The 26549-nt window shown below is 65.9% G+C and carries 22 protein-coding genes; 17 read left to right on the top strand and 5 right to left on the bottom strand.

Annotated elements, in window-relative coordinates:
• Positions 1-74: 74 nt before the first annotated feature.
• From KT882_RS21330 to KT882_RS21310, 5 genes are all read left to right on the top strand, one after another.
• Entirely contained in the window at positions 75-2852 is a 2778-nt protein-coding gene (locus tag KT882_RS21330; RefSeq protein WP_228893251.1) for a type VI secretion system Vgr family protein, read from the top strand.
• Positions 2853-2856: 4 nt separating this feature from the next.
• Positions 2857-4521 (top strand): esterase/lipase family protein, encoded by a 1665-nt coding sequence (locus KT882_RS21325; protein WP_228893250.1) that lies wholly within the window; start codon positions 2857-2859, stop codon positions 4519-4521.
• Complete coding sequence (locus KT882_RS21320; RefSeq protein WP_161070565.1) at positions 4518-5579, top strand: T6SS immunity protein Tli4 family protein; 1062 nt, start codon at positions 4518-4520, stop codon at positions 5577-5579. Before KT882_RS21325 ends, KT882_RS21320 begins: the two co-directional genes overlap by 4 nt.
• 99 nt (positions 5580-5678) lie before the next feature.
• The gene (locus tag KT882_RS21315; protein WP_228893249.1) at positions 5679-8969 is read left to right on the top strand and encodes a discoidin domain-containing protein; all 3291 of its coding nucleotides are present in this window, start codon (positions 5679-5681) and stop codon (positions 8967-8969) included.
• A 59-nt stretch (positions 8970-9028) separates the two neighbouring features.
• Positions 9029-10009: a sensor domain-containing diguanylate cyclase gene (locus KT882_RS21310; protein WP_161070567.1), complete on the top strand. Its 981-nt coding sequence runs from the start codon at positions 9029-9031 to the stop codon at positions 10007-10009.
• Between the two features lie 21 nt (positions 10010-10030).
• On the opposite strand, the gene KT882_RS21305 is transcribed toward KT882_RS21310, so the two are convergent.
• Together KT882_RS21305 and prsT are read right to left on the bottom strand one after the other, a co-directional pair.
• A complete protein-coding gene (locus KT882_RS21305; protein WP_161070568.1) occupies positions 10031-10264 on the bottom strand; it encodes an HlyU family transcriptional regulator in 234 nt (77 codons plus the stop codon).
• Positions 10265-10350: 86 nt separating this feature from the next.
• A complete protein-coding gene (prsT, locus tag KT882_RS21300; RefSeq protein WP_228893248.1) occupies positions 10351-13080 on the bottom strand; it encodes an XrtA/PEP-CTERM system TPR-repeat protein PrsT in 2730 nt (909 codons plus the stop codon).
• A 255-nt stretch (positions 13081-13335) separates the two neighbouring features.
• Here prsT and KT882_RS21295 point away from each other — a divergent pair, with 255 nt between their 5' ends.
• The 11 genes from KT882_RS21295 to KT882_RS21245 all read left to right on the top strand — a co-directional run bounded on the left by KT882_RS21295 (position 13336) and on the right by KT882_RS21245 (position 23235).
• On the top strand, positions 13336-14148 hold the full coding sequence (locus KT882_RS21295; RefSeq protein WP_161070570.1) for a hypothetical protein: 813 nt from the start codon (positions 13336-13338) through the stop codon (positions 14146-14148).
• Positions 14149-14230: 82 nt separating this feature from the next.
• A complete protein-coding gene (locus KT882_RS21290) occupies positions 14231-15679 on the top strand; it encodes a SulP family inorganic anion transporter (protein WP_228893247.1) in 1449 nt (482 codons plus the stop codon).
• Positions 15680-15709: 30 nt separating this feature from the next.
• Positions 15710-15949, top strand: coding sequence for a hypothetical protein (locus KT882_RS21285; RefSeq protein WP_228893246.1), 240 nt, complete (start codon positions 15710-15712; stop codon positions 15947-15949).
• 117 nt (positions 15950-16066) lie between these two features.
• Positions 16067-17368: an NAD(P)/FAD-dependent oxidoreductase gene (locus tag KT882_RS21280; RefSeq protein WP_228893245.1), complete on the top strand. Its 1302-nt coding sequence runs from the start codon at positions 16067-16069 to the stop codon at positions 17366-17368.
• Positions 17358-18164 carry a DUF1365 domain-containing protein gene (locus KT882_RS21275; protein WP_228893244.1) on the top strand — a complete coding sequence of 269 codons (807 nt, stop codon included), beginning with the start codon at positions 17358-17360 and terminating at the stop codon, positions 18162-18164. Before KT882_RS21280 ends, KT882_RS21275 begins: the two co-directional genes overlap by 11 nt.
• Positions 18161-19414 (top strand): class I SAM-dependent methyltransferase, encoded by a 1254-nt coding sequence (locus KT882_RS21270; protein ID WP_228893243.1) that lies wholly within the window; start codon positions 18161-18163, stop codon positions 19412-19414. The genes KT882_RS21275 and KT882_RS21270 overlap by 4 nt, the downstream gene beginning before the upstream one ends.
• Position 19415: 1 nt before the next feature.
• The gene (locus KT882_RS21265; protein WP_228893242.1) at positions 19416-20042 is read left to right on the top strand and encodes a chalcone isomerase family protein; all 627 of its coding nucleotides are present in this window, start codon (positions 19416-19418) and stop codon (positions 20040-20042) included.
• Entirely contained in the window at positions 20039-21478 is a 1440-nt protein-coding gene (locus tag KT882_RS21260) for an MFS transporter (protein ID WP_161070575.1), read from the top strand. Before KT882_RS21265 ends, KT882_RS21260 begins: the two co-directional genes overlap by 4 nt.
• Positions 21475-22050, top strand: coding sequence for a DUF3833 domain-containing protein (locus KT882_RS21255; RefSeq protein WP_161070576.1), 576 nt, complete (start codon positions 21475-21477; stop codon positions 22048-22050). The genes KT882_RS21260 and KT882_RS21255 overlap by 4 nt, the downstream gene beginning before the upstream one ends.
• A complete protein-coding gene (locus tag KT882_RS21250; protein ID WP_228893241.1) occupies positions 22037-22810 on the top strand; it encodes an SDR family NAD(P)-dependent oxidoreductase in 774 nt (257 codons plus the stop codon). Before KT882_RS21255 ends, KT882_RS21250 begins: the two co-directional genes overlap by 14 nt.
• Complete coding sequence (locus KT882_RS21245; RefSeq protein WP_228893240.1) at positions 22807-23235, top strand: nuclear transport factor 2 family protein; 429 nt, start codon at positions 22807-22809, stop codon at positions 23233-23235. The genes KT882_RS21250 and KT882_RS21245 overlap by 4 nt, the downstream gene beginning before the upstream one ends.
• Before the next feature lie 7 nt (positions 23236-23242).
• Here the strand turns inward: KT882_RS21245 and KT882_RS21240 are convergent, their stop codons facing one another.
• The 3 genes from KT882_RS21240 to KT882_RS21230 all read right to left on the bottom strand — a co-directional run bounded on the left by KT882_RS21240 (position 23243) and on the right by KT882_RS21230 (position 25234).
• A complete protein-coding gene (locus KT882_RS21240; RefSeq protein WP_228893239.1) occupies positions 23243-24211 on the bottom strand; it encodes a MerR family transcriptional regulator in 969 nt (322 codons plus the stop codon).
• 56 nt (positions 24212-24267) lie between these two features.
• Positions 24268-24615, bottom strand: coding sequence for a hypothetical protein (locus KT882_RS21235; protein WP_228893238.1), 348 nt, complete (start codon positions 24613-24615; stop codon positions 24268-24270).
• A gap of 100 nt (positions 24616-24715) precedes the next feature.
• The gene (locus tag KT882_RS21230) at positions 24716-25234 is read right to left on the bottom strand and encodes an Lrp/AsnC family transcriptional regulator (protein ID WP_161070581.1); all 519 of its coding nucleotides are present in this window, start codon (positions 25232-25234) and stop codon (positions 24716-24718) included.
• A gap of 115 nt (positions 25235-25349) precedes the next feature.
• Here KT882_RS21230 and hppD point away from each other — a divergent pair, with 115 nt between their 5' ends.
• Positions 25350-26444, top strand: a complete 1095-nt coding sequence (gene hppD, locus KT882_RS21225) for a 4-hydroxyphenylpyruvate dioxygenase (protein ID WP_161070582.1) — start codon at positions 25350-25352, stop codon at positions 26442-26444.
• Positions 26445-26549 lie beyond the last annotated feature (105 nt).

Genomic DNA, 26549 nt, shown 5'->3' with positions numbered 1-26549 from the left:
AATTTGCGTGGGATCAAGGTAGTTCGGGGTGAGCAGTGCCATCATCGCCGAACCCCTAGCCCCGAGGAGCCCCAGTGGAAAGCGATCTGCTCGACTTCCTGGTCCAGCCCAAGGACCTCATCACCACCAACCGCCCCCTGCGCCTGCGCCTGGACTGCTCCACCCAGCTCTCCGACGACATGCTGCTGCCGCAGCGCGTGTACGGCGCCGAAAGCATCTGCGGCGGACTCGAATACCGCATCCTGTGCGTCTCCGCGCGCGCCCAGCTCCAGCTAAAGGAATTCATCGGCCTGCCCGCCGCGCTGCACTTCGTCACTGATCGGGGCGGCCTGCGCAGCATCTGCGGCATCATCACCGAGATTGCGGCCGGCGATAGCGACGGCGGCCTGGCCAGCTACCAGCTGGTGCTGCGCGACGCGCTCTCCATCATGGACAAGCGCACCAACACCCGCGTGTTCCGCAACAAGGACGAAGTGGAAATCGTCCAGCTGATCCTGGACGAATGGCGGCTGGGGAACCGCATCGTCGGCATCTGCTTCAAGCACGAACTGGCCGACTTCTTCCACACCATCAGCTACCCCAAGCGCGAATTCACCATGCAGCACAACGAGTCCGACGGCGCCTTCATCCGCCGCCTGCTCAAGCGGCGCGGCATCTCCTGGTACTTCCGCGCCGACCACGGCGAGCGCACCCTGTTCCACACCATGGTGCTGCTCAACCGCCCCGACAGCGTGCGCGAAAACGCCGCCGGCACTTTGCGCTACCACCGCGACAGCGCCACCGAGGAGCGAGACAGCATCACCTCCTGGAGCGCGGTGCGCACGCTGCAGCCCGGCAGCACCGCTACCCACAGCTGGGACTACCGCAACCCGCTCGGCGTGCACTTCATGAGCGTGGCCGCGCTGGGAGAGGCCGACCAAGGCAGCAGCGGCCGCTGGATGGGCGCCAGCATGGACGACTACCAGGTACTGCCCCCGCACGCCGGCGACGACCATGAAGACCTGTTCAAACTTGGCCAGCTGCGCATGCAGCGCCACGACTACGAAACCAAGTGCTTCCACGCCGAAGGCAGCGTGCGCGACCTGTGCGTGGGCGAATACTTCACGCTCGAAGGCCACCCGGAGATCAGCAGCCACGCCGCAGAGGAGCGCGACTTCACCGTCACGGCGCTGCAGGTGACCGCGCAGAACAACCTGCCAAAGGCGCTGGCCGCACGCGTGGAACGCCTGTTCGCCCGCAACCGCTGGATGCGCAAGGATGCGGACTGCGCGCACGATGCGCAGCTGCACCAGGAGCTGGCCGGGCACGTGGCCGAAGGCAGCTCGCGCATGCACATCCAGTTCACCGCCGTGCGGCGCGGCGTCCCCATCGTGCCCGCCTACGACCCGGGCACCGACCTGCCGCAGCCGCAGATGCAAAGCGCCATCGTAGTCGGCCCGGAAGGCGAGGAAGTGCATTGCGACGAAATGGGCCGCGTAAAAATCCGCTTCCCCGGCACCCGCGCGCAGGACCACGGCGACCGCGGCCTGGCCGGCACCAGCAACGACGAATACGACTCGGCCTGGGTGCGCGTGGCCTCCAACTGGGCCGGGCCCGGCCCCGGCCACCAAAGCCAGTGCGGCACCCTGGGCCTGCCGCGCATCGGCAGCGAGGTGCTGGTGGCCTTCCTCGGCGGCGATCCGGACAAGCCGGTGATCGTGGGGCAGCTTTACAACCAGGAAGGCCTGCCACCCGCGCTGAGCACGATGGATGGCCTACCCGGCAACAAGCACCTGTCCGGCATCAAAAGCCGCGAAATCAAAGGCGGCCGCGCCAACCAGCTGCGGCTGGATGACACGACTGGCCAGATCAGCGCGCAGCTGGCCAGCGATCATGGCCGCACGGAACTGAATCTTGGCTACCTCACGCAGCCGAAGATTGGCGGTTATGGCGAATGTCGAGGCGAGGGAGGCGAACTGCGTAGTAACCAGGCAATTGCAGTGCGTGGCAAGAACGGCCTGTTGTTGAGTGCCGCAGCGAGCGATAAGGATGAACAGCTGGACCGGTCAGAGATGCTCGGTATGCTGGATATTCTCAACAGCATATCCGCACAATTGGCCTCGTTGGCACAAACGCATTCGCTAGACGATGCAGACGGCGGCGAGCTGGCGAAGTTAAATGACAAGCTGAAGGGATGGTCCCCCGTCTCCGGGAATCATTCCGTTATCGCCGCAAGTGCGCCGGATGGCATGGCACTGATTAGCAGCGAAAGCATCGCCCTTGGTGCTCAGACAAAGCTGGATCTGTTGTGTCAAGGTGAAGCGCAAATCGCATCAGGCAAAAGCATCTTCGCGCGTGCGGCGCAAGGCCTGAGCTTGTTTGCTCACAAACTTGGCGTCAAGCTCATTGCAGCCAGCGGCAATGTCCTCGTCCAGGCACACCAAGGCGATATCAATCTGACCGCAACTGGCCGAATCAAGATCACGGCGGGCGAGGGCGTGGAAATCGTGGGGCCGGAAGTCAAGATCGCGACCAAGGGAGCCCAAGCAGATTTCGGCGGCGGCTCTATTACAGAACAATGCAGCGGTACCCACACCGTCAAATCTGCAAAATTCGAGTACACCAATGGCGGTGATGGCAGTGTCGATGAATTGAAATTTCCGAGCACGAGGCTGGAAACAGACGAACGCATAGTTCTTCATCATTCTCAAACCGGCAAGCCTGTAGTGGGCCGCCGCTACACCCTAACACTGGCGGACGGAAGCAGTATCGATGGCGTTACCGACGAGCTGGGTAGAACCGAGCTGGTGAACAGTGACGACCTTGGCGATATCGAAGTCATTATCCATCCCGAAGATGAACAAGGAGACTAGACACATGGCTGCCGTTCCCGAACCAACACGTCCTTTGACCAACGTCCGTCATGAAAGCGATGGGACCATCCGCGCCACCACTACCTTATCGCCCAAGACTTGCAACACGCGCGCCAGTATCGTAGTGCCGCCTACCAAAGTGATTCCGGTGATTTTCGTTCCAGGAATTATGGGGAGTAATTTGTGCGCGACGCGGGATCCTAAAAAGCCTCTGAACAAAGTGCTTGATCCGGGGGAGGCCGCATGGCGCCCACCTAACGGGGTGGATGAAGGATTTAACGAAGCGAGAAAATGGCAGAGACGCGACCCGGCAACGCGGCAGTCTGTACTCGATGCGTCGACGTTGGACGTTGACGGTAGTGGCATGATTAACGTGGGGATTAATTCCCGCACTGGTGCTCCAGTGCTTAGCCAAGAGGAGGCAAGAAGACGTGGCTGGGGAGAAGTCCACTGCAGCAGCTATGGGACCGTACTGTGTACGCTTCAAGAAAAGCTAAACGCCACATTTCGGGATTTGTGGGGCCACGTGTCGCACGACGGGCATTGGCGACGATTAAACGTATCCACTCCGGAAAACGGCGAAGATGTGAATAGCGCAGAGTTGAATGAAATTTCGGCATGCGAACTGCAAAAGTTCGCTGAATATCACTATCCGGTATATGCCTTTGGCTACAACTGGCTGCAATCCAATGAGCAATCCGCCAACTCTCTTCGTCAGCGCATCGAAGACATTATTGCATCGTGGGCAAACGCAAAGCGCAAATGCACATCGGTCATCCTGGTGACGCATTCGATGGGCGGTTTGGTTGCCCGTGCATGCGCCAAAGCGATCCCCAGCAAGATCGTCGGTGTTATCCACGGGGCTATGCCGGCACTGGGCGCCCCAGTCTGCTATCGGCGCATAGCCTGCGGCACTGAAACGTCGCATCCCGGCAAAGGGAAGCTGGAAAATGCCGCTGCTGAGAAGTTTGCCGACATCGCAGGCCGTCGACCCGAGGACACTACTGCTGTCATGGCAATGTCTGCCGGTGCGTTGGAACTGCTGCCCAACCACCTTTATCCCGAGCGTTGGCTGTTTGCTGCCGTGAAGTCTGGTGATAGCGCAAAGCCTGACGACTATTTGGAACTACCGAAAGGCAATCCGTATGAGATGTATCGCGATATGTCGTCTTGGTATCGGGTCATCAATCCGGACTTGGCGGATCCTGCGAACAACTGTTCGGGTGAGGTGAATGCAAGAATTGACGAAGCGGTACTGCAGGCTGAACGCTTTCACACTGAAGTGCTGGGTTCTTATTACCACCCCAATACCTTCGCATTTTACGGCGATGACGTTCAGCAGCAATCAGTAAGCGGTTGTCGCTGGCTTGCCAGTACTTTGCAAGGCACGCTTAGCCGTGAGCTGCTAGCGAAAGGGAAATACCTAAGCCATGTGGCGAGCGGAGCTCGGAATGTCGCTCTGGCTGGCGGCGCCACTTTGAATTTCTCTCTTAACGAGCAGTACGCAGCCGGTGATGGCACCGTGCCACGGCTTTCAGGCGCCGGTCCCTCCGGCAAAGTCCTGCGCCTGTTTCAGACACAGGGTTATGACCATCAAGGCAGCTACAACAATACGGACATCCTCTACTTGACCCAGCACTTGATCGCGAAGCTAGTGCAAAAGATATGAGCACGCAGCCAGGACGCTCTTTGGGAAGCCGGCTCAAGCTGGTCTGGATTGTGCTGAGCCTTTTAGGCGGTGTTTGGCTAGTCAGGATCATTCAGGAGAATCATATGAAGGCACGAATAGCCGAGATGCCAACCAAGACTGTCTGTGTCGGGCGCTTTCTTATTGACGTACCCAAGCAGGCCATCATCTCATTCGGTAGAACTCGCTTGGCTGGCTGGCGCATATCGGTTGACTACGATGAAACCGAAAGTGCGTTCAAAACTCAGTTACTGGAAAAGGAAAAAGAGCTGCGAGGGCAGAAAAACATGAAGGGCTGGGAAAGCCTGGAATCTGTCACAGAAATTGAGACGGCTGGTGTCAGCGGCAAAGTGCTGGTTTTCAATCGAAAGTGGGCACACCATTACGAGTTCGGGGAGCGGGTCGAAACGACTTCGGCAGCAATACTGGGGTTCGCGAGAACACAAGGGGTGAGCTTCCAGTTTCGCGCCGACTATAGGGACACCAAGAATGTTCCAGGACTGGTCCAGATTTTTAAACAACTTCGTACACGTGATGGAAACAAGATACCAACCGAGCCCGGTTTCTGTTTTGAAAATAGCTTGATTGCCGACCCGCTCATGGCGAGCCAGAGTGAATCCACGGTGATGTTCGCCGGCTTGCCGGGCCATCCCGACCTTGCTATCGCGCTTAGTACTACGGCTGGACTGAAAATCGACCGGACATTGTTGCAGCGTGACGCGGACGGCAACTTCAGGCAGGACTATAGTTCAGCGATTCACAACTTTCGCCTGGGTGAGCGCACGGTGAATGGTTTTGGCGGTCAGGAGCTCATGGACCGTGTCCGGGAGCGCAGCGGCGTTACCGGTCACGATTTTGAATGGGAAGCATACAGCAAGAAGGACAGCGTCTTTACGCCTAAGATATCACTGGAAATGAGCACCGGCCACGGGCGCCCCGGCGGACCAGTTCAATCCAGCCTGTCCGACGTCGAAGCCATCGCATTATGGGACAAGATGCTGTCAAGCTTGCGGCTGCGCCCGACCGCACCCAGCAACTGATCGGATTTGATCGGACAAATACTCACGCGGATGCGCAAACGGCGGCGGGGGATTGATACATAATCGGCTCCATCCCATCGTCCGTCTGCAAGGTATCCCGTGGCCCGAACTTCCCCCTCCATCCTGATCGCGGCGTGCTGGCTGGCCGCCGCCAACCTCCATGCCGCCGAAGTGCGCGACTTGTCCGGCCAGTGGCGCTTCGCCATGGACCGCGCCGACGAGGGCATGGCCCAGGGCTGGTACGGGCACGACCTGGCCGGCAAGATCGCCATCCCCGGCATCTTGCAGGCGCAGGGGCAGGGCGACGAGATCACGGCCAAGACGCCGTGGGTGCTGTCCCTGTACGACAAGAACTGGGACCAGCGCGAGGACTACAAGCAGCACACCGAGCCGGGCAAGGTGAAAGTGCCTTTCCTGTCCCAGCCGCCGCGCCACTACCTGGGCGCGGCCTGGTATCAGCGCGACGTGGACGTGCCCGCGTCCTGGCGCGGCAAGCGCGTGTCGCTGTTCCTGGAGCGGCCGCGCTGGGGCTCCACCGCCTGGGTGGACGATAAAAAGGTAGGCTCCAACCTCAGCCTGGTGGCTGAACACGAATACGACCTGGGCCTGCTGGCGCCGGGCAAGCACCGCGTGTCCATCCGCGTGGACAACCGCATGCTGATGGCCTACCGGCCGGATGCGCACAGCGTGTCCGACTCGCTGGGCATGAGCTGGAACGGCATTATCGGCAAGGTGGAGCTGCGCGCTACGTCGCCCGTGTGGCTGGACGACGCGCAGGCCTACCCCAATGTGCAGGACAAGTCGGTGCTGCTGAAGGTCCGCATCGGCAATGCGGCCGGGCGCGCCGGCAGCGGCGTGCTGACGGCGAACGGCGTGGCGCACCAGGTCAGCTGGGGCGAGGGCGGCGGCAGCGCCGAGATCAAGGTGCAGTTCCCGGCCGGCGCGCAGACCTGGGACGAGTTCCACCCCGCGCTGCACAAGATCAAGCTGCGGCTGAAAGGCGCGCAGGCGGACGACGCGCGCGAAGTGCGCTTCGGCTTCGCGCAGATCGCCGCGCGCGGCAAGGACTTCGTGCTCAACGGCCGCACCCTGCTGCTGCGCGGCACACACCACGGCGGCGACTTCCCGCTCACCGGCTATCCGCCCACCGACGTGGCCTACTGGCGCAAGATCTTCCAGATCAATAAGGACTGGGGCATCAACCATATCCGTTTCCATTCCTTCTGCCCGCCCGAAGCGGCCTTCCAGGCGGCCGATGAACTGGGCGTGTATCTGCAGCCGGAACCGGGCATGTGGAACGAGGTCTCGCCCGGCACCGCCATGGACAAGATGCTGTACGAGGAAACCGAGAGGATCATCCGCGCCTACGGCAACCATCCGTCCTTTGTGCTGCTCAGCCCTGGCAATGAGCCCAAGGGGCGCTGGAAGGAAGCGTTCGACCAGTGGATAGCGCACTACCGCGTGGCCGATCCGCGCCGCCTGTATTCCAACGGCACCGGCCACACCGAGAAGGAAGTGCCGGGCCTGGGCGAGGGCACGGACTTCCTGGCCATGCAGCGCATCGGCCCCAAGCCGCTGCGCGGCAACAAGGGCTGGTTCGGCAAGGACTACGGCGATTCGCTGGCCGAGATCCATGTGCCGGTGGTGTCGCACGAAACGGGGCAGTGGGTGGCTTACCCGGACTTCAGCGTGATCGGCAAATTCAAGGGCTACCTCCAGCCGGGCAACTACGAGATCTTCCGCGACTCGCTGGCGAAGCACGGCATGGCCCACCGCAACAAGGACTTCGCCTACGCCTCCGGCAAATTCCAGCTGAACAGCTATAAAGAGGACATCGAGGCCAATCTGCGCACGCCCGGCATGATGGGCTACCAGCTGCTGGACCTGCACGACTACCTGGGCCAGGGCACTGCGCTGGTGGGCCTGCTGGACACCTTCTGGGAACCCAAGGGCTACGTCACCGCCAAGGAATTCCGCCGCTTCAACGGCCAGACCGTGCCGCTGGCGCGCGTGATGAAGCGGGTCTACACCAGCAATGAAACGCTGACGGCGGACGTGGAGATCGCCCACTTCGGCGAGAAGGCGCTGGCCAATGCCCGGCCGTACTGGAAGCTGGTGGACCCGGCCGGCAAGGTGGCCGCCGGCGGCGACTTCCCGGCGCAGGCCATCGCCATCGGCAAGAATATCAAGCTTGGCACGGTGACGGCGGCGCTGTCCGCGCTGCCGGCGCCCCAGGCCTACAAGCTGGTGGTGGGGCTGCGCGGCATGGAGGTGGAAAACGACTGGAATATCTGGGTTTATCCGGCCGCAGCCCCGGCTGCCGAGACTGCGCAGGGCGGCGTGCTGGTGACGCACAGCTGGCCGGCGGCCGAAGCCGGCCTGGCGGCGGGGGGCAAGGTGCTCTACCTACCGCTGGCGGCGGACCTGGACTGGAATTCGCCCCCGCTGGACGCGGTGCCGGTGTTCTGGAACCGCCTGATGAGCCCCGCCTGGGGCCGCATGCTGGGCGTGTGGGTGGACCACCGCCATCCGGCACTGGCGCAGTTCCCCACCGAGTCCTTCAACGACTGGCAGTGGAACGAGCTGGTGGCCGGCACCCGCGCGCTGAACCTGGACCGCCTGCCGTCCGCCCTGCAGCCCATCGTGCAGCCGGTGGACGACTGGAACCGCAACTTCAAGCTGGGCCTGCTGTTCGAGGCGCAGGTGGGCCAGGGCAGGCTGATGGTGGCCAGCACCGACCTGGAGCGCGACCTGGACCGCCGCGTGGTGGCGCGCCAGCTGCGCAAATCGCTGCTGGACTATATGGCCGGCGGCGGCTTCAAGCCGCAGGCCGTGCTGACGGCGGCGCAGCTGCGCTCGGTGCTGTTCGACACCCAGGTGATGAAGAAGCTGGACGCCAAGGCGGCGGGCGGGCGCGACGCGGCCAATGCCATCGACGGCGATCCGAACACCTTCTGGACGGCGGACGGCAAGAACGGCGCGCCGCGCGAGCTGGCGCTGGCCTTCCCGCAGCCGGTATCCTTCACCGGCCTGGTGCTGCTGCCGCGCCAGAACCACCGCGACCATGAGGGCGACGTGCGCGAGTACGTCGTCCACGCCAGCGACGACGGCGAAAACTGGCGGGAACTCAAGCGCGGCACGCTGGTGTCCACCTTCGAGCAGCAGGCCATCGATTTCGGCCAGGCGGTGACGGCGCGCCACCTGCGCTTCACGGCCCTGTCCGGCTTCGGCAGCGACACGTCCAGCGCCGTGGCCGAGCTGGCGCTGCGCTACACCGGCCCGGCGCTGCCGGAAAACGCCGGTCCGCTGACCTACAAGCGCGTGAGGTCGGCCTCCAGCGACATCGACGAGAACCTGCCGGCCGAGGAGAAGAAGAAACCGGCGCGTTAGCTTAGAAATTGTTGTGGCCGGATGGCATTTTCGCTAGGATGGGGAAAAGAGGAGGGATCATGCTAGCGCCTGCCATGCCTGTGAATGAAGCGACGCGCGTCGCCACGCTCAACGCGCTGCCCTTGCTCGACGCCTGCCCCGAGGAGCGCTTCGACCGCCTGACCCGGCTGGCCAAGCGATTGTTCCAGGTGCCGGTGGCCAAGGTGACGCTGGTGGCGTCGGACGCGGTGTACACGCTGTCCTGTTCCGGCCAGCTGGGCGCGCCGGTGCCGCGCGAAGTGTCGTTTTGCGGCCACGCCATCCTCGGCGACGACATCCTGATGGTGCCGGACGCGCGCCTGGACGCGCGCTTCCACGACAGCCCGCTGGTGCAGGGCGAACCCCATGTGCGCTTCTACGCCGGCTGTCCGTTGTTCGCGCCCAACGGCGCCAAGCTCGGCACGCTGTGCCTGATCGACCACGTGCCGCGCACCATGGGCGAGGAGGATATTGCTCTACTGCATGATCTGGCCACGATGGTGCAACAGGAGATGGCGGCGGTGCAGATGGCCACCATGGACGACCTGACCAAGCTGTCCAACCGGCGCGGCTTTGAAATGCTGGCGCAGCAGGCCATCAATGTGTGCCTGCGCATGAAGAAGGCGGCCTCGCTGCTGTTCTTCGACCTGAACCAGTTCAAGCAAATCAACGACACGCGCGGCCATGCCGAAGGCGACCACGCGCTGGTGGCGTTTGCCGATGTGCTGCGCCACGTGTTCCGGAACAGCGACCTGATCGGCCGCCTGGGCGGGGACGAGTTCGTCACCCTGCTGCTGGACGTGAACCGGAGCGACACCCGGGCCGCCATCGAGCGGCTGCGCGTGGCGCTGGAACTGCACAACGCCGAGGAGCAGCGCGGCTACGACATCTGCTTCAGCGTGGGCCAGGTCGATTTCGATCCGCAGCGGCACGACACCATCGCCCGCATGCTGGCCGACGGCGACGCCGAGATGTACCGCAACAAGGCGGAGATGCGGGCGCAGCGCCTGCCGCCGCAGTAGGGGCCGGGCAGTCCGGCGGCCTCAGGCGAAGCAGGAGCCCCAGCCGCGCTGGATTTCCTGCTTGGCGTAGCGGATGGCGGCGTCGACCGCCAGGGCGCTGTCGGCAAAGGCGTCCGCGCGCGGCGTGCTCCAGGATGTCTTTCGGTTGCCGCGAGAGATGCGGCATTGCGGCCGCCACAGCGTTCCCATCTTCACGGCGGTTGCTTCGATCATGAAGTTGCGGAAAGTGGCGTGCTGTATGGTTCCGGTTTTCATGGTGTTCTCCCTGTAGGACAACATCATCGCCCGGCGGCGGCCGGCGCGTCGGTGCGCAAGCGCACGAAGGCGGCTTAGTCCATGCGCTAGTCCATGCGCTTGAGCATGGCGCGCACCTCGTCGGCCTGGGCGAATTGCATATCGCCAGCCATCAGGTGCTGCAGCTCCTTGCGCGCGCCGTCCTTGTTGCCGGTCTTGTACAGCGCCACCGCCACGTGGTAGCGGATGTCGCGCGCCTGCGGCGCCAGCGCGCTGGCTTTCTGCAGGATGGCCAGGCCGCGGCCGGCGTCGTCCGGATGCTGGTCCACCAGTATCCAGCCCAGCGTGTCCATCACCGCCGGCTTGTTGCCGGCCAGCTGGAAGGCCTGCTCGGCGGTGGGCAGCGCGCGCTCGTCCTTGAGCTGCTGGTAGGTCCAGGCCTGGTTGTTGAGCGCCTGGATGTTCTTCGGCTCCAGCTTGAGCACGCTTTCCAGCTGATGCGCCGCCTGCGGGTACTGCTTGTCCGCCATCAGCGTTTCGGCGCGGAACAGCAGCACGCGCACGTCCTTGGGATGCTGCTGCAGCCATTGCGCCAGGCGCGCTTCGCCGTCCGGCTTGCGTCCGGCCATGCGCATGCCGTGCACGGTCTTGACCAGCAGCTCGCTGCTTTTGGCGTTGGCCCAGGCCTGCTCGTAGGCGGGCAGGGCCTGCGCGTAGCGGTTCTGGCTGACCAGCACGTCGCCCTCCAGCTGGAAGCCGGCCGCCGCCTTCGGATACTGGCGCTGCAGCTGGCGCGCCATCAGCACGGCCAGCTCATGCTGCCCGTTGCGCACGTACAGCTCGGCCTGCGCCACCTGCGCGGCCGGGAAGTCCGGCTGCATGGCCAGCGCGGTTTTCAGCTGGTCCTCGGCCGCCGCCGTGTTCTTGAGCAGCACGTGCAGCGCCGCCACCTGCATGTGGACGGAAGCCGAACGCGGCAGCGCCGCGGCCAGCTTCTTGTAGGTCTCCAGCGCCCCCACCAGCTCGCCGCTGGCGATCTGGCTCTTGCCCAGCAGGTCCAGCAGGTCCGGGTCGCTCGGGTTGCCCACCTGGACCTTGCGCGCCAGCGAAATGGCCTTCTGCGTGTCGCCGGTCTGCAGGTAGTGCGACAGCAGGCGCACCGAGGGCGCCACGGCGTCCGGGTAGGCCGCGCTGCCCTGTTCCAGCCAGTAGGTGGTTTCTTCCTTGTTGCCGGTGCTGGCGGCCAGCGCGGCCAGCGCGGTCATGGTTTCCAGGCTGTTCTTGTTCTTGGCCAGGAAGTCCTTCAGATGCCGGCGCGCGGCGTCCGGCTGCTTTTCGGCCACGTCCAGCTGCGCCAGGTTGGCCACGGCGGGGTAGTAGGCAGGGTCCAGCTGCAAGGCCTTTTCAAAGCAGGCGCGGGCGCGCGCCGCGTCCTGCTTGCCCAGATAGACCAGGCCTTTCAGTTCCTGCACGGCGGCCACGGCCGGATTGGCCTGCTCCAGCGCCTGCACGGCGGCATAGGCCTGCTCGTAGCGGTGCAGGCCGAGCTCGGTGCGCACCAGCGACATGCCGGCGTACTGCGACTTGGCGTCCAGCCGGGTGGCGTGCTGCAGGTCGTTCAGGGCCTGGTCGCGCTCGCCCTTGCCCAGTTTGCTCAAGCCCAGCTGGGTGCGCAGATTGGCGGCCTTGGGATCGAGCTCGCTGGCCTTGGCGTAATACTCCTTGGCCTTGCTGAAATCGCGGATCTGCATATAGGACTCGCCGGCCAGGGCCAGCAGTTGAACGTCCTGCTGGCTGTCCTTGATGATGGGCGCCAGCACATTGAGCGCGTCCGGCGACTGGCCGGTGCGCAGCAGGGTGCTTGCCAGCATCTTGCGCGCATACACATTTTCCGGGTGCGCCTTCAGGTAGACGCGCAAATGCTTTTCGGCCGAGGGCAGCAGGTTCAGGCTGAAGTCGGCCGCGCCGGCCAGCAGCACGCTGGGCATGTGCTCGGGCGCCGAGTTCAGCACCGTTTCCAGGCCTTCCTTGGCGGCCGAGTGCTTGCCTTGCGAGAAGTCCAGCAGGGCCTGGGTATAAGTCACCAGCAGGCTGTTGGGCGTGGTCTCGGCGGCGGCGGTCAAGTCGGCCTGGGCTTCGGCGAACTTGCCGATGGCGATTTGCAGGTAGGCTTTTTCCACGTGGGCAGTGCGGTGCTGGGGGAAGACCTTCAGCGCCTTGTCATACATGGCCAGCGCCGGCTCGTACTGGTGCTGGGCGCGCAGCAGGTCGCCCATGAACATCAGCGCCTCGGTGCTGTTCGGGGCCGCAGCCAATGCCTGGTCGGCATAGGCGCGCGCGGGTTCCGGACCCTGCTCCAGGAAGGCCACCCGGCCCAGGCCGATCAGGGCGGCGGAGTAGCCGGGCTGGCGCGCGAGCGCCGCTTCGAACAGCTGCTTGGCCTCGGCGCGGTGGTCCTGGGCCAGGTGGGCGTCGGCGCGCACGCACAGCAGGGCGGCGTTGAGGCCGTCGTCGGCTTGTTCGGTCTCGTCCAGCGCCTTCTTGAACTGGCCCTGCAGCACCAGGGAGCGGCCCAGGATGGGCATGGTGTCGGCGGGGCTGTAGCCGAGGCTGATGGCGCGGCGGATTTCTTTTTCCGCCGACAGCGCTTCGCCGGTTTCAATGTAAAGCTGGGCCAGCGTGACGCGCGCGACGGCGTCCACCGGATCGCCCTCGACCGCGTTTTTCAGCTCGATGCGGGCCGCTTCCAGGTCGCCTTTCTGGTGGTAGGCCTTGGCGCGCGCCATCAGTTCGGCGGTGGTGTGTTGCTGGCAGGCCGCAAGGCCGGTCAGTAACACGGTAATTAGCGCCAATTTGTTGGTTCGGTGTAACATATATTCCCGCAAAGGTAAAATTAACACGGCGCCGCATGTTGGCATGTTTGCCATTCTCCAGCAATATGGCCGTTGCGGCAACCCGATGGACTGTCGGTATTCTTTACACTTTAGGTCGTGTCAGGCGTTGCGGGGGTACTAAGCACCTGATTTAAAAGGCTTGCGCCAGCATGGCACGAATAGTGCTTATAGGAATTACACGTTTCTAAGAGAAATATCATGAATAGATTGTTCACTTCGATGTGCGCCCTGCTGGCGATGCTGGCTGTGCCAGCTGTCCAGGCCGGCACCATCACGGACAACGGCATCAACGATTACTGGGGGTCGAACGCACATGGCGACGGCGATGTGATCGGCGCGGCCATGTACGACATCAGCGGCGCCACCATTACGCGGGTCGGCAGCGTGCTGAAGATTACCATCTCCACCGCCTTCGCCGGCCATGCCGGCGCCGACCCCTGGGCCGACCCGGGTCCGGTAGGCCAGGCCGGCATCGCCTATGGCGACTTGTTCCTGGCGTCGGCCTGGAAGCCGAAAGTCGTGGCGGGCGTAACCAACTACCAGGCGGACAACGCCAGCACCGGCACCAAGTGGGAGTGGGGCTTCAGCCTGGACAACCGCTGGAGCAACACCGGCGGCACCTTCAAGCTGTACACGCTGGGCGGCACCACCAACGCCGAGAACATCCTCAATTCCGAGGATGTGATGAATTGTTCGCAGCCGTGCACCTTCCGCGACGGCCAGGCCGTGCAGGTGAAGACCACGAACTCCACCACCGCCAAAGTGGTGAACGGCGTCACCGGCAGCTGGACCGTCACCCCGGACCAGAAACTGACCTTTACGCTGGACATGACGGGCACCAGCCTGATCAACTTGCAGGCCTTCGCCATGCACTGGGGCGAAACCTGCCAGAACGACGTGATCGAGGGCTTTACCCGCGTGGTGCCGCTGCCCGGCAGCGCTGCGCTGCTGGTGATAGGTTTTGGCGCCATGCTGCTGCGCCGCCGCCAGCAGGGCGTGGCGCGCGCCTAGCGATACCTTCTGTTATACTCGCGGCACCGTATCAGCCCACCTTCGCGTGGGCTGTTTTATTTCCGCCGCCCGCCAGATCCGCATGAACCAGCTCCCCAGCCGCATCCGCACCGACGTCCTCGCCGGTTTGACCACCTCCTTCGCCCTGGTGCCCGAGTGCATCGCCTTCGCCCTGGTGGCGCAGCTCAATCCGCTGATGGGGCTGTATGGCGCCTTCTTTATCTGCACCATCACCGCGCTGTTCGGCGGGCGGCCCGGCATGATCTCGGGCGCGGCCGGCTCGATGGCGGTGGTGATCGTGGCGCTGGTGGCGCAGCACGGCGCGCAGTACCTGCTGGCCACGGTGGTGCTGGGCGGCCTGCTGATGGCGCTGTTCGGCCTGCTGCGCCTGGGCACGCTGATACGCATGGTGCCGCATCCGGTCATGCTGGGCTTCGTCAACGGCCTGGCCATTATCATAGCCGGCGCGCAGCTGGAGCATTTCAAGACCGGCGGCCACTGGCTGCAGGGCGCGCCGATGCTGCTGATGGCGGGCCTGGTGGCGCTGACCATGGCCCTGGTCTGGCTGCTGCCCAAGCTCACCCGCGCGGCGCCGCCGGCGCTGGTGGCGATCGCCGCCGTGGGCCTGCTGGCCGCGCTGATGGACCTGCCCACCCGCACCCTGGGCGACATGGCCCATATCGCCGGCGGCCTGCCGGCCCTGCACCTGCCCGCCGTGCCGTTCACGCTGGAAACGCTGCGCATCATCCTGCCTTATGCGGTGCTGATGTCGCTGGTCGGCCTGCTGGAAACGCTGCTGACCTTCAACCTCACCGGCGACATCACCGGCACCGAAGGCCAGGCCAACCGAGAGTGCGTGGCGCTGGGCGGGGCCAATGTGGTGTCCGGCCTGTTCGGCGGCATGGGCGGCTGCGCCATGATAGGCCAGACCATGATCAACCTCGGCTCGGGCGGGCGCATGCGCCTGTCGGGCGTGGTGGCGGGAGCCATGATGCTGCTGTTCATCCTGTTCCTGTCGCCGTGGATAGAGCGCATACCGCTGGCGGCGCTGGTGGGCGTGATGTTCGTGGTGGCGCAGCAGACTTTCGCGTGGGGCTCGCTGCGCGTGCTGGGCAAGGTGCCGCGCCACGACGCGCTGGTGATCGTGGCCGTCACCGCCATCACGGTGGCCACCGACCTGGCCACGGCTGTGCTGTGCGGCATCGTGATTGCCGCGCTCAGCTTCGCCTGGCAACATGCGCGCGACATCGGCGCCGATATCGACGACGGCGAACCGGGCGTGCGCAGCTACCGTCCGCGCGGCACGCTGTTCTTCGCGTCCACGGCGCGCTTCCAGGAATTGTTCGCCCCGGCGGACGACCCGGCGCGCGTGGTGCTGGACTGCCGCCACCTGCGCCTGGCCGACCACTCGGCCATCGCCGCGCTGGACGCCTTGCGCGAGCGCTACGCCAAGGCCGGCAAGCGTCTGGAGCTGGTCCACCTGTCCGAACGCTGCAGCGCGCTGCTGCTGCGGGCCGGCGCGGAAGTGTAAAATGCGCCCATTCCAATAAGAGAGACCGCCATGAACACGATATTCGCCGCACCGGTATTCGACGCCACCGTCATTTTCGAAGGCAAGGAACTGTTCAAGGGCCAGGGCGCGGCGCGCACGTGGGCCGAGAAGCTGGCTAAGGAACTGGAAACGCCCATCGACGTGCGCAAGATCGGCACCGGCTGGGCGCTGTTCGGCACGGTGGACGGCGCGGACTGCGTGTGGGCCATCCACGGCCAGCGCCTGAAGCGCATGCAAGCCCCGGAATGACCCGTAATTGAACTGGAATATTAGGCCAGTTCCGTAGTGCGGGCTGGACTTGACCCGTAATTGTCCGTAGTGTTGCTGGGAGTATGCAGTTCATTCCTACGACACAAGGGCTGGGTCATGAAAATAGCAGTAATAGGCGCCGGCATTGCCGGACTGGCCTGCGCACACCAGCTGGCGCGGATGGGCCGGGACGTCACGCTGTACGAGGGCGGCGACTGGTTCGGCGGGCACAGCAACACAGTGGACGTCACGCTGAACGGCGTCACGCATGGCGTCGACACCGGCTTCCTGGTTTTCAACCACGCCACCTATCCCCATCTGACGAGTCTGTTTGCCAAGCTGGGCGTGGAGACGGCCGGCACCGACATGTCCTTCTCCGTCAAGCTGCCGCTTGATGGCGGCCTGCTGGAATGGGCCGGCGCCAACCTCGACACCGTATTCGCGCAGCGCCGCAATCTGCTGCGGCCCGCCTTCCTCGGCATGCTGCGCGACATCCTGCGCTTCAACAAGGCCGCCACCGCGCTGGCGCTGTCGCCCGAAGGCGGCATCCCCGGCAACGCCGCCATGGCGCTGGGCCACTACCTCGACCTGCACGGCTACGGCGCCGCCTTCCGCGACTGGTATCTGCTGCCGATGGCGGCCTGCATCTGGTCCTGCCCGACCGCGCAGATGCTGGACTTCCCGCTGGCGAGCTTTGTGCGGTTCTGCCACAACCACGGCCTGCTGCAGGTGAGCGGCCGCCCGCAATGGCGCACGGTGACGGGCGGCTCGCGCGAGTACGTGCGGCGCATGCTGGACAGCATACCGCAGCGGCGCCTGTCCACGCCGGTGCGCCTGGTGCGGCGCTCGCCGGGCGGCGGCGCGTTGTCGATGACGGTGCACACCGCGAGCGATATCCAGCAGTACGACGAAGTGGTGCTGGCCTGCCATAGCGACCAGGCGCTGGCGCTGCTCGACCGCCCCAGCGTGGACGAGCAGGGCGTGCTGGGCGCGATCCGCTACCAGCCCAACCGCGCCGTGCTGCACACGGACAGCCGCTGCCTGCCGCAGCGGCGCAAGGCCTGGTCGGCCTGGAACTATCAGGGCGGAGTGGACGAACACGGCGCGCCGCGCGTGTGCGTGCACTACCTGCTCAATATGCTGCAGCCGCTGCCCTTCACCACGCCGGTGATCGTCTCGCTCAACCCCATCAACGAACCGTCGCCCGAGCGGGTGCTGGCCAGTTTCGACTACGCGCATCCGGTGTTCGACGCGCGCGCCGTGGCGGCGCAAGCGCGCCTGCCGCAGCTGCAGGGCGAAGGCCATGTGTGGTTCGCCGGCGCCTGGACCGGCTACGGCTTCCACGAGGACGGCCTGAAGTCCGGCATGCGGGTGGCCGCCGCGCTGGCGCAGAAGGCGGTACTGAGCCATGCCGCATAAGGATAACGGCGGCGCCATCCAGCTATGTCTGGGCCAGGTGCGCCACAAGCGCCTGCGGCCGGTGCGCAACGCCTTCAGCTACGGCGTGTTCTATATCCGGGTGCCTGTGCATCGTATACCAGACCTTCAGCTTGACTGCGCCGCGCCGCCGCTGCGCTGGTTCTCGCGCAACCGCTTCAACCTGCTGGCCTTCCATGACGCCGACCACGGCGACGGTGTGCGGCCTTTGCGCGCGTGGATAGCCGACACGCTGGAGCGCGGCGGCGTGAGCGGCGCGGATGGCGAGATCTGGCTGCAGACCATGCCGCGCGTGCTGGGCTATCTGTTCAATCCCGTGTCGTTCTGGTTCTGCCACAGCGCCGACGGCAGCCTGCGCGCCGTCCTGTGCGACGTGCGCAATACCTTCGGCGAGCGCCACCTGTATCTGCTGCAGACCGGAGCGGCGATTTCCAACGGCGCCGAACTGCGGGCGGACAAGGCCTTTCACGTGTCGCCCTTTTTGCCGCTGCGCGGCAGCTACCGCTTCCGCTTTGTGCGCGTGCGGCGCGCCGGGGAGGGCGAGCGCCACCTGGCCTGCATCGACTACCTGGACGGCGGCGAGCTGGCGCTGTCCACCAGCATCAGCGGCACCGCGCAGGCGCTCTGCGACGCGGCCGTGCTGCGCGCCTGCGCCACCCATCCGCTGCTCACGCTGGGCGTGATGGCCAAAATCCACTGGCAGGCACTGCGGCTTTGGTGCAAGCGCGCGCCTTTTTTCAGCAAGCCCGCACCACCGATCGAGGAACTATCGAAATGACCATGCAACTGCCCATCTCCGAATCGTCTGGTGCCCACACCGCCGCAGCCTGCTGCGCCGTGCGGGCACCCGGCGCGCCTGCTTCGACGCGGCCTGCGTCCGCCCGCCTGCTGCTGGCCGCGCTGTCCCGCATCCGCCACGGCGCCGTGCTGCTGCAAACGCCGGACGGCGCCGCCACGCTGTACGGCGAGGGCGCGCCCATCACTTTCAGGCTGGCCAACTGGAACGCGTGCCGCGCGGTGCTGCGTTCCGGCGACATCGGCTTTGCGGAAAGTTTTATCGCAGGCGACTGGAGCACCGACAATCTCCCCGGCCTGGTGGAGCTGCTGGCGCGCAACCGCGAGGAGCTGGAGTCGCTGGTGTACGGCAGCTGGTGGGGCGTGCTGCTGTACCGCCTGCGCCATCTGCTGAACCGCAATTCGCGCAGCGGCAGCAAGAAGAACATCCACGCCCACTACGACCTGGGCAACGCGTTCTACCAGCGCTGGCTGGACCCGTCGATGACGTATTCGAGCGCGCTTTTTGCCTATCCGGGCATGACGCTGGAGCAGGCGCAGCAAGCCAAGTACCGGCGCATCCTGGCGCAGCTGCAGGTGAAGCCGGGCGAGCGCGTGCTGGAAATCGGCTGCGGCTGGGGCGGACTGGCCGAGATGGCGGCGCGCGGCGGCCTGCATGTGACGGGACTGACGCTGTCGCGCGAGCAGCTGGCTTACGCGCAGGCGCGGCTGGCCGCCGCCGGGCTGGCCGCGCAGGCGGACCTGCGACTGTGCGACTACCGCGACAGCGATGGCGAGTACGACGCCGTCGCCTCCATCGAAATGTTCGAGGCGGTGGGGCAGGAGTACTGGGCGAGCTATTTCGCCTGCGTGGCGCGCAACCTGAAACGCGGGGGGCGGGCCTGCGTGCAGACCATCACCATCGCGGACGAACTGTTTGAGCGCTACAGCCGTGGCACCGACTTCATCCAGCAATACATCTTCCCCGGCGGGATGCTGCCGTCGCAAGCCGAGTTCCGCCGCCACGCGGCCATGCACGGGCTGCGCGTGGAGGATGCGCTGCATTTCGGGCCGGACTACGCGGAAACGCTGCGGCAATGGCGCGTGGCCTTCCTGCGCGAGCAGGACAATATCGTGCCGCTGGGCTTCGACCTGAACTTCATGCGCACCTGGGAGTTCTACCTGGCCTATTGCGAAGGCGCTTTCAACGCGGGCAATACCGACGTGGTGCAATTCACGCTGGTCAAGGACTGACATGGGCGTCCGCAACGCAGCCTGGGTGCGGGGCGCTGCGGCGCGGCTGGCCCTGTGCCTGCTGGCCTGCTGCGCCGTGTCGGCCCAGGCGGAGGGCGATGCGGCCGCACCTCAGCCACTGCTGCCAGCGGAGGCATTGCAGCCCATGCAGCCGGTGCGGCTGGCGGGCGAAGGCGTCTACCGCTGGTATGGCTTGCGGATTTATGAAGCGCGGCTGTGGGTGGGGCCGCAGGGCTATCGCGACAGCGCCCCGGCCGCCGCGCCTTTCGTGCTGGAACTGCGCTACGGGCGCGCCTTGCAGGGCAGCCGCATCGCGGAGGCCAGCGCAGAGCAGATGGAGAAGGTCGGCGCAGGCAGCGCCGTGCAGCGCAAAGTGTGGCTGGAGACCATGCGGGGCCTGTTCCCGGACGTGCGCGAGGGCGACCGCATTGCGGGGCGCTACGTGCCCGGCGTGGGCGCGCGCTTCTACCTGAACGGCGCACCCTTAGGCGGGGCACAAGGCGGCGCGCAGCCCCCGGTGCTGGACGCAGAGTTTGCGCAAGCCTTCTTCTCCATCTGGCTGTCACCGCGCAGCACCGCGCCTGCGCTGCGCGAGGCGCTGCTGCGCCAGGCCGCGGCGCAGCCATGAACATCCAGCACACGCCAGCCGCTGGCCGGGACGTATCCGGCAGCGCGCCTTGCGGCGCAACACCGCCCGGCTCGCCTTCTACCGGTTCGGCGCCATCCGCTTCCATCCAGTCGCGCTCCGCACTTGCGAGCTACGCGCTGTTCGCGCTGCCGCTGGCGATGGTGGCGCTGCCGGTGTATCTGTTCGCGCCGGCGCTGTACGTGCGCAGCGGCGGGCTGGCGCTGGCCGGCGTGGGGGCGGTGCTGCTGGCCGTGCGGGTGCTGGCCGCGCTGGCCGATCCGCTGCTCGGCTGGTGGATGGCGCGCAACCAGCGCGGCTATCCCTGGCATGCCGCCGCGTCGCTTGCGCCGCTGCTGCTGGGCTACTGCGCGCTGTTCAACCCGCCCGCGCTGGACGGCGCCGCGCTGATGGCATGGTTCGCCGCCGCGCTGCTGCTGGTCTACCTCGGCTACGGCCTTGCCACCATCGCGCACCAAAGCTGGGGCAGCGCCATCGCCTGCGACGCCGCCGCCCGCGTGCGGCTGATGTCCGCCCGCGAAGGCTGCGGCCTGCTGGGCGCCGTGCTGGCGGCCGCGTGCAGCGGCGTGCTCGGCTACGGCGCGCTGGCGCTGCTGTTCTGCGCCTGCCTGCTGCCCGCCGCCTGGCTGCTGCTGCGCCGCGCCCCTCGGGCGGCCGTGCGGCCCCCGGCCACCGCGTCGGCCGGACAGCCTGCCCAGCCCCCAGCCTTGGGCCAGGCCCCGGCACGGTACGCACTGCTGGCGCCCTGGAGCGAGCCGCGCTTCCGCTGCCTGTTCGGTGTCTACTCAGCCAGCGCGCTGGCGGGCGCCATTCCCGCCACGCTGTTCGTCTTCTTCGCAGCGGACCGCCTTGGCCTGCCGGACAATTGGGCTGGCCCGCTGCTGGTGCTTTACCTGCTGGCGGCCGCCGCATCCATGTCCCTGTGGGCGGCGCTGGCCAGGCGCTGGGACACGCTGGCCGCCTGGCAGGCCAGCATGCTGCTGTCCGCGCTGGTGTTCATCTGGGCCTACGCCCTCGGCCCCGGCGACGGTGCGGCCTTCGCGGCCATCTGCGTATTGACTGGCATCGCAGGCGGGGCGGACCTCGCGCTACCGCCCGCACTGCTGGCCGGACTGGCCGCGCAAAGCCGCAGCGCCGATGCCGCCGCACAGCCATCCGCCGCCCCTTACTTCGCCTGGTGGAACTGGTGCACGCAGCTGGCGCTGGCGTTCGCCGCCGGCGCCACGCTGCCTGCGCTGGCCTTGCTCGGCTATGAGCCCGGCAGCGCCGCCGCAGAGACAGGCGCCGCGCCGCAAGGAACAGCCGTCCTGGCCGCCGCCTACGCGCTGCTGCCGTGCGCATTGAAACTGCTGGCCTGGCTGCTGCTGTTGCGCGGCGCAAGGGGCAGCCTGAAAAGCCTGAACGGGAGAGAAATATGAAGATCAAGCTGCTGCGCGCCTGCTTTGCCGGCGCCGCCATGAGCGCCATGATGGCAAGTCTGCTGTCCGGCTGCTCCACCCGCGCCGACCCGTCCCACTACGCCGCGCAAACGCCGGTGCTGGACGTGCAGCGCTACTTCAACGGCCGCGTGCTCGCCTACGGCATGTTCCAGGACCGGGGCGGCACCGTGCAAAAGCGCTTCACCGTCACCATGACTTGCACCTGGCGGGACGGCATCGGCACCCTGGACGAAGAATTCCTGTACGCCGACGGCACCCGCCAGCGCCGCGTGTGGACCCTGCGCCAGACCGCGCCCGGCCGCTACACCGGCACGGCAGCCGACGTGGTAGGCGAAGCGACCGGCGTGGTGGCGGGCAACGCGCTGCGCTGGAACTACGTGCTGGCGCTGCCGGTGGACGGCAAGACCATCAACGTGGACTTTGAAGACTGGATGTTCATGATAGACGAGGAAGTCATGCTGAACCGCGCCGCCATGAGCAAGTTCGGCATCGACCTCGGCTCGGTCACGCTGTCCTTCCGCAAGCAGAAGGACGGCAATGGCGCTCAATAAGCCCATCAGCGACTGGCAGGGGCGCTGCGTGTGGATCATAGGCGCGTCCAGCGGCATAGGCGAGGCCACTGCCCGGCTGCTGCTCGAGCGCGGCGCGCAAGTGGTGCTGTCGGCGCGGCGCGCGGACTTGCTGGGGGCGCTGTGCGCCGGACAGCCGCGCGCGATGCCGGTCCCGCTGGACATCACCGATGCCGCCAGCGTGCACCGCGCGCGCAGCGCGATCCAGGCGCACGGCTGGCGCATCGACCTCGTGCTGGTGGTGGCGGGCGGCTACCATCCCATGCGGGCCGACAGCTTCAACCTGGAGCAGGCCAACCGCCTGCTCGACCTGAACCTGCGCGGCGTCTACAACTGCCTGGACGCCGTGCTGCCGGAACTGCTGAAGCAGGGCGCAGGCGGCATAGGCGTGGTGGCCTCGGTGGCGGGCTACGGCGGGCTGCCGAAAGCGCTGGCGTACGGCCCCACCAAGGCCGCGCTGCTCAACCTCACGGAAACGCTGTATCTCGACCTGGCGCCGCGCGGCATCGGCGTGTACCAGATCAACCCCGGCTTTGTGGCCACCAGCCTCACCGCCGGCAATGACTTCGCCATGCCCGCGCTGATGACGCCGGAAGCCGCCGCGCAGGCGCTGGTGCGCGGCCTGGAGCGGGGCGACTTCCACATCCACTTCCCGCGCCGATTCAGCAACAGCCTGCGCCTGCTGCGGCTGCTGCCCTACGGCGCTTACTTCTGGCTGGTGCGCAAGGTGACAGGACTATGAACGAACAACAGCCGCTGGAACGCCTGGTGCGCTTCTACGAAACCCTGGCGCTCGAAACGGTGAACGACGTGCGCAGCGTATATGCGCCGGACGCCTTCTTCAAGGACCCGTTCAACGAGGTGCGCGGCCACGCCGCCATCATCCCCATCTTCCGGCACATGTTCGTGCAGGTGGAGCAGCCGCGCTTCGTGGTGAAGGAGCGCATGGAGCAGGGCAGGCAAGCCTTCCTGACCTGGGAATTCCATTTCCGCATGCGCAGCGCGGAAGGCGAGCAGACCATACGCGGCGCCTCGCACATCGTGTTCGACGAACAAGGCCGCGTGGCCATGCACCGCGACTACTGGGACGCGGCGGAGGAACTCTACGAGAAAATACCGCTGCTGGGCGCCGTCATGCGCTGGCTGAAGCGGCGCGCGCGAAAGTAAGGCTGCACTATTCCGCCAGCGACGGCGGCAGCGGCAGGCCGTCGGCGCGCGCCAGGCGCTCCAGCGCGGTCTTCAGCATCATGCGCGCCTGACCGGCCGTATTGCACAGTTCCTGGTGCAGCGCCGCGTCGTCGGCATTGCGCGACGCGCACTGCTGGCTGTAGCGCTCGAAACTGCCCAGCATCATCAGGATGTCGGCCAAGTGGCGCGGGCACTCGCAATTGATGCTGTTCGGCGCGCTGGCCAGGACGGCGAGCGCCTGCTCGTCCAGGCGGCGCGGCGAGGGCGCCGGCGTGACCGGCAGCACCGCCTGCAGCGGATGGCCCGCCAGCGCTGAACTGCAGAGCACCGCCACCTCGGCCGGATCGGCCGGCACGCGCGCCACCAGGCAGCCCTGTTCGCGCAGGCGGCGCACGGTGGCGCTGTCGCAGAAGCGGTACATCACCACCAGGGCCGCACCCGGCGCGGCGGCGCGCGCAGCGGCGATCAGCGGCAGCGTATCGGCCGACATCTCGGACGATTCGATCAGCAGCACGTCGGCCGGCAGGCCGGGCAGGGCGGCGGGCAGCGCCTCCAGCGTGGCGCAGGTGTGGATGATGTCGAGCGGCGGCGCGGTGCGCACGGCGGCCAAGCGGCGCGCCATGGCGGCGCCTACCACGGCCACGCGCAGCGGCACGGCGGCGGCGCCATCGTCGGGTGCCGCGTCCTGCTGCGGCAGCGAGCCTGCCATCACGGCCAGCTCCTCGAAGGACAACGCGGCCACCATGCCGATGGGATGGCCCAGGTCCACCACGCGCTTGAGCAGGCCCAGGCGCCGCACCTGCTCGGCCGAATACAGGCGCTGGCCGTGCGGCGAGCGGTCGGCGCCGGACACGCCGTAGCGCCGCTCCCATACCCGCAGCGTTTCCACCGGCAAGCCTGCCAGCCGCGCTGCCACGCCGCTGCGGTATGCGCCCTTGGGTACTGTCTCTGCCACGTTGCGCCTCTAGCTGTTGTTCCGGTTCCGGATTCTAGCAGAGCGCGGGCGGACGCTCAGCCGCCTTTCGGCGTATCGCGGCCGGGGCGGTCATCGGCCAGCTGGCCTGCGCCGCTGTCCACCGGCATGCCCGAGCCGCGCGTGCCGCGCTCCCCTTTGGTCGGACCGGCTTCCGGCGCGGGCTTGCGCGTGGACTGCTCCGAGCTTGCCGTTTCACCGTGGCGCTGGGAAGAGAAGTCCCCTGCGCCCCGGTCCACGGTGCTGCGGCCCTGTTCCGTGGACGGCATGCCATCGCGCTGCGGCGTGATCACATTGTTGGCCGGATGGCCGTTGGCGATATTGCCGCCGAAATCCTGCTGCGAATTGCGCGCATCCGCAGCCCTGACGTCCTTGTCGCTGTTCATGGCGAGTCCTCCTGGTCAAAGACGCCAGTATGCGGACCAGGGCGGGCGGCGCCCAAGCAGCGCACGTGCCGCGCGCTTGTAAGACGGGACCGACGCCGCCTTACTGGGCGAAATGCACCCGCATCTTGGACGGGCGCGGCTGGGCGATATGGTCCAGCGGCAGCTCGGTCACCTGCTTGACCTTCTTCAGCGAGATATTCGACTTCACATTGGTCACGCCCGGAATGCGCAGCAAATGGTTCATCATGAATTCCGAGAACGAGGCCAGGTCGTGCGACACCACGCGGATCACATAATCGGCCTCTCCGGTGACGGAAAAGCACTCCAGCACCTCCGGCAGATCGCTGATGGCCTGCTCGAAGGTATCGCCCCAGGCGGTGCCGTGGCGGTCCAGGGTCACGTGGACGAAGGCCATCACGCCCAGGCCCACCACGAGCGGGTCCAGCATGGCCGCGTAATGGTCGATCACGCGCGCCTCCTCCAGGCGCTGGATGCGGCGGCTCACCTGCGAGGTGGACAGGTGCACCTTCTCGCCGATGGCGCTGTTGGTGGCGCGGCCGTCGCGCTGCAATTCGGCCAGCAGGGCAAGGTCATGCCGGTCTACGCTGATGGTGCTCATGGTTTTTCCTCGATTCATGCATGTTTTGTGTGCGGGACTGCGGATATTGTGCACATTATGAACGAAATATTCACCGAGAATGGCTAAACTCATCCTATTACTTGAGGAGATCAGCATGACGCTAGAATTATGGGACAACCCGATGGGCACCGACGGCTTTGAATTCATCGAATACGCCGCGCCGGACCCGGTCGCCATGGGCAAGACCTTTGAAGCGATGGGCTTCACCGCCATCGCGCGGCACCGCTGCAAGAACGTGACCCTGTACCGCCAGGGCGAAATCAACTTCATCATCAACGCCGAGCCGGACTCGTTTGCCCAGCGCTTCGCGCGCCAGCACGGCCCGTCGGTCTGCGCCATCGCCTTCCGCGTGCAGGACGCGGGCAAAGCCCACCGCCGCGCGCTGGAACTGGGCGCCTGGGGCTTCGGCGGCCAGCCCGGCCCGATGGAACTGAACATCCCCGCCATCAAAGGCATCGGCGACTCGCTGATCTACCTGGTGGACCGCTGGAAGGGCAAAAACGGCGCCACGCCGGGCGCCATCGGCGACATCAGCATCTACGACGCCGACTTCGAAGCCATCCCCGGCGCCAATCCCAACCCGGTCGGCCACGGCCTGACCTATATCGACCACCTCACCCACAATGTGCACCGTGGCCGCATGGCCGAGTGGGTCAACTTCTACGAAACGCTGTTCAATTTCCGCGAGATCCGCTACTTCGACATCGAAGGCCAGGTGACGGGCGTGAAATCGAAAGCCATGACTTCGCCGTGCGGCAAGCTGCGCATCCCGATCAACGAAGAAGGCACCGACCGCCCGGGCCAGATCACCGAATACCTGAACATGTACAACGGCGAAGGCATCCAGCACATTGCCATGGGCAGCGACAACCTGTACGGCACGGTGGACGCGCTGCGCGCCAGCGGCATCAAGCTGCTCGACACCATCGACACCTACTACGAGCTGGTGGACCGCCGCATCCCGGGCCACGGCGAATCGCTGGACGAGCTCAAGAAGCGCAAGATCCTGATCGACGGCATGCCGGGTGACCTGCTGCTGCAGATCTTCTCCGAAAACCAGCTCGGCCCCGTGTTCTTCGAATTCATCCAGCGCAAGGGCAACCAGGGCTTCGGCGAAGGCAACTTCAAGGCCCTGTTCGAGTCCATCGAGCTCGACCAGATGCGCCGCGGCGTCCTCGAAGCCGTCTAATTACATCGGGGTCTACATCGGGGTCAGTTCCGTCATCGCGTCACAATCACACCGGGGTCAGTTCCGTCATCATGTCACGGACTCTGCAGTAGCTGCGTGCTACAG

It is taken from the genome of Pseudoduganella aquatica (assembly GCF_020865585.1).
GTDB lineage: Bacteria > Pseudomonadota > Gammaproteobacteria > Burkholderiales > Burkholderiaceae_D > Rugamonas > Rugamonas aquatica_A.
Note: the sequence above shows the minus strand (reverse complement) of the source record. Positions and strands in the feature narration are given on the sequence as shown.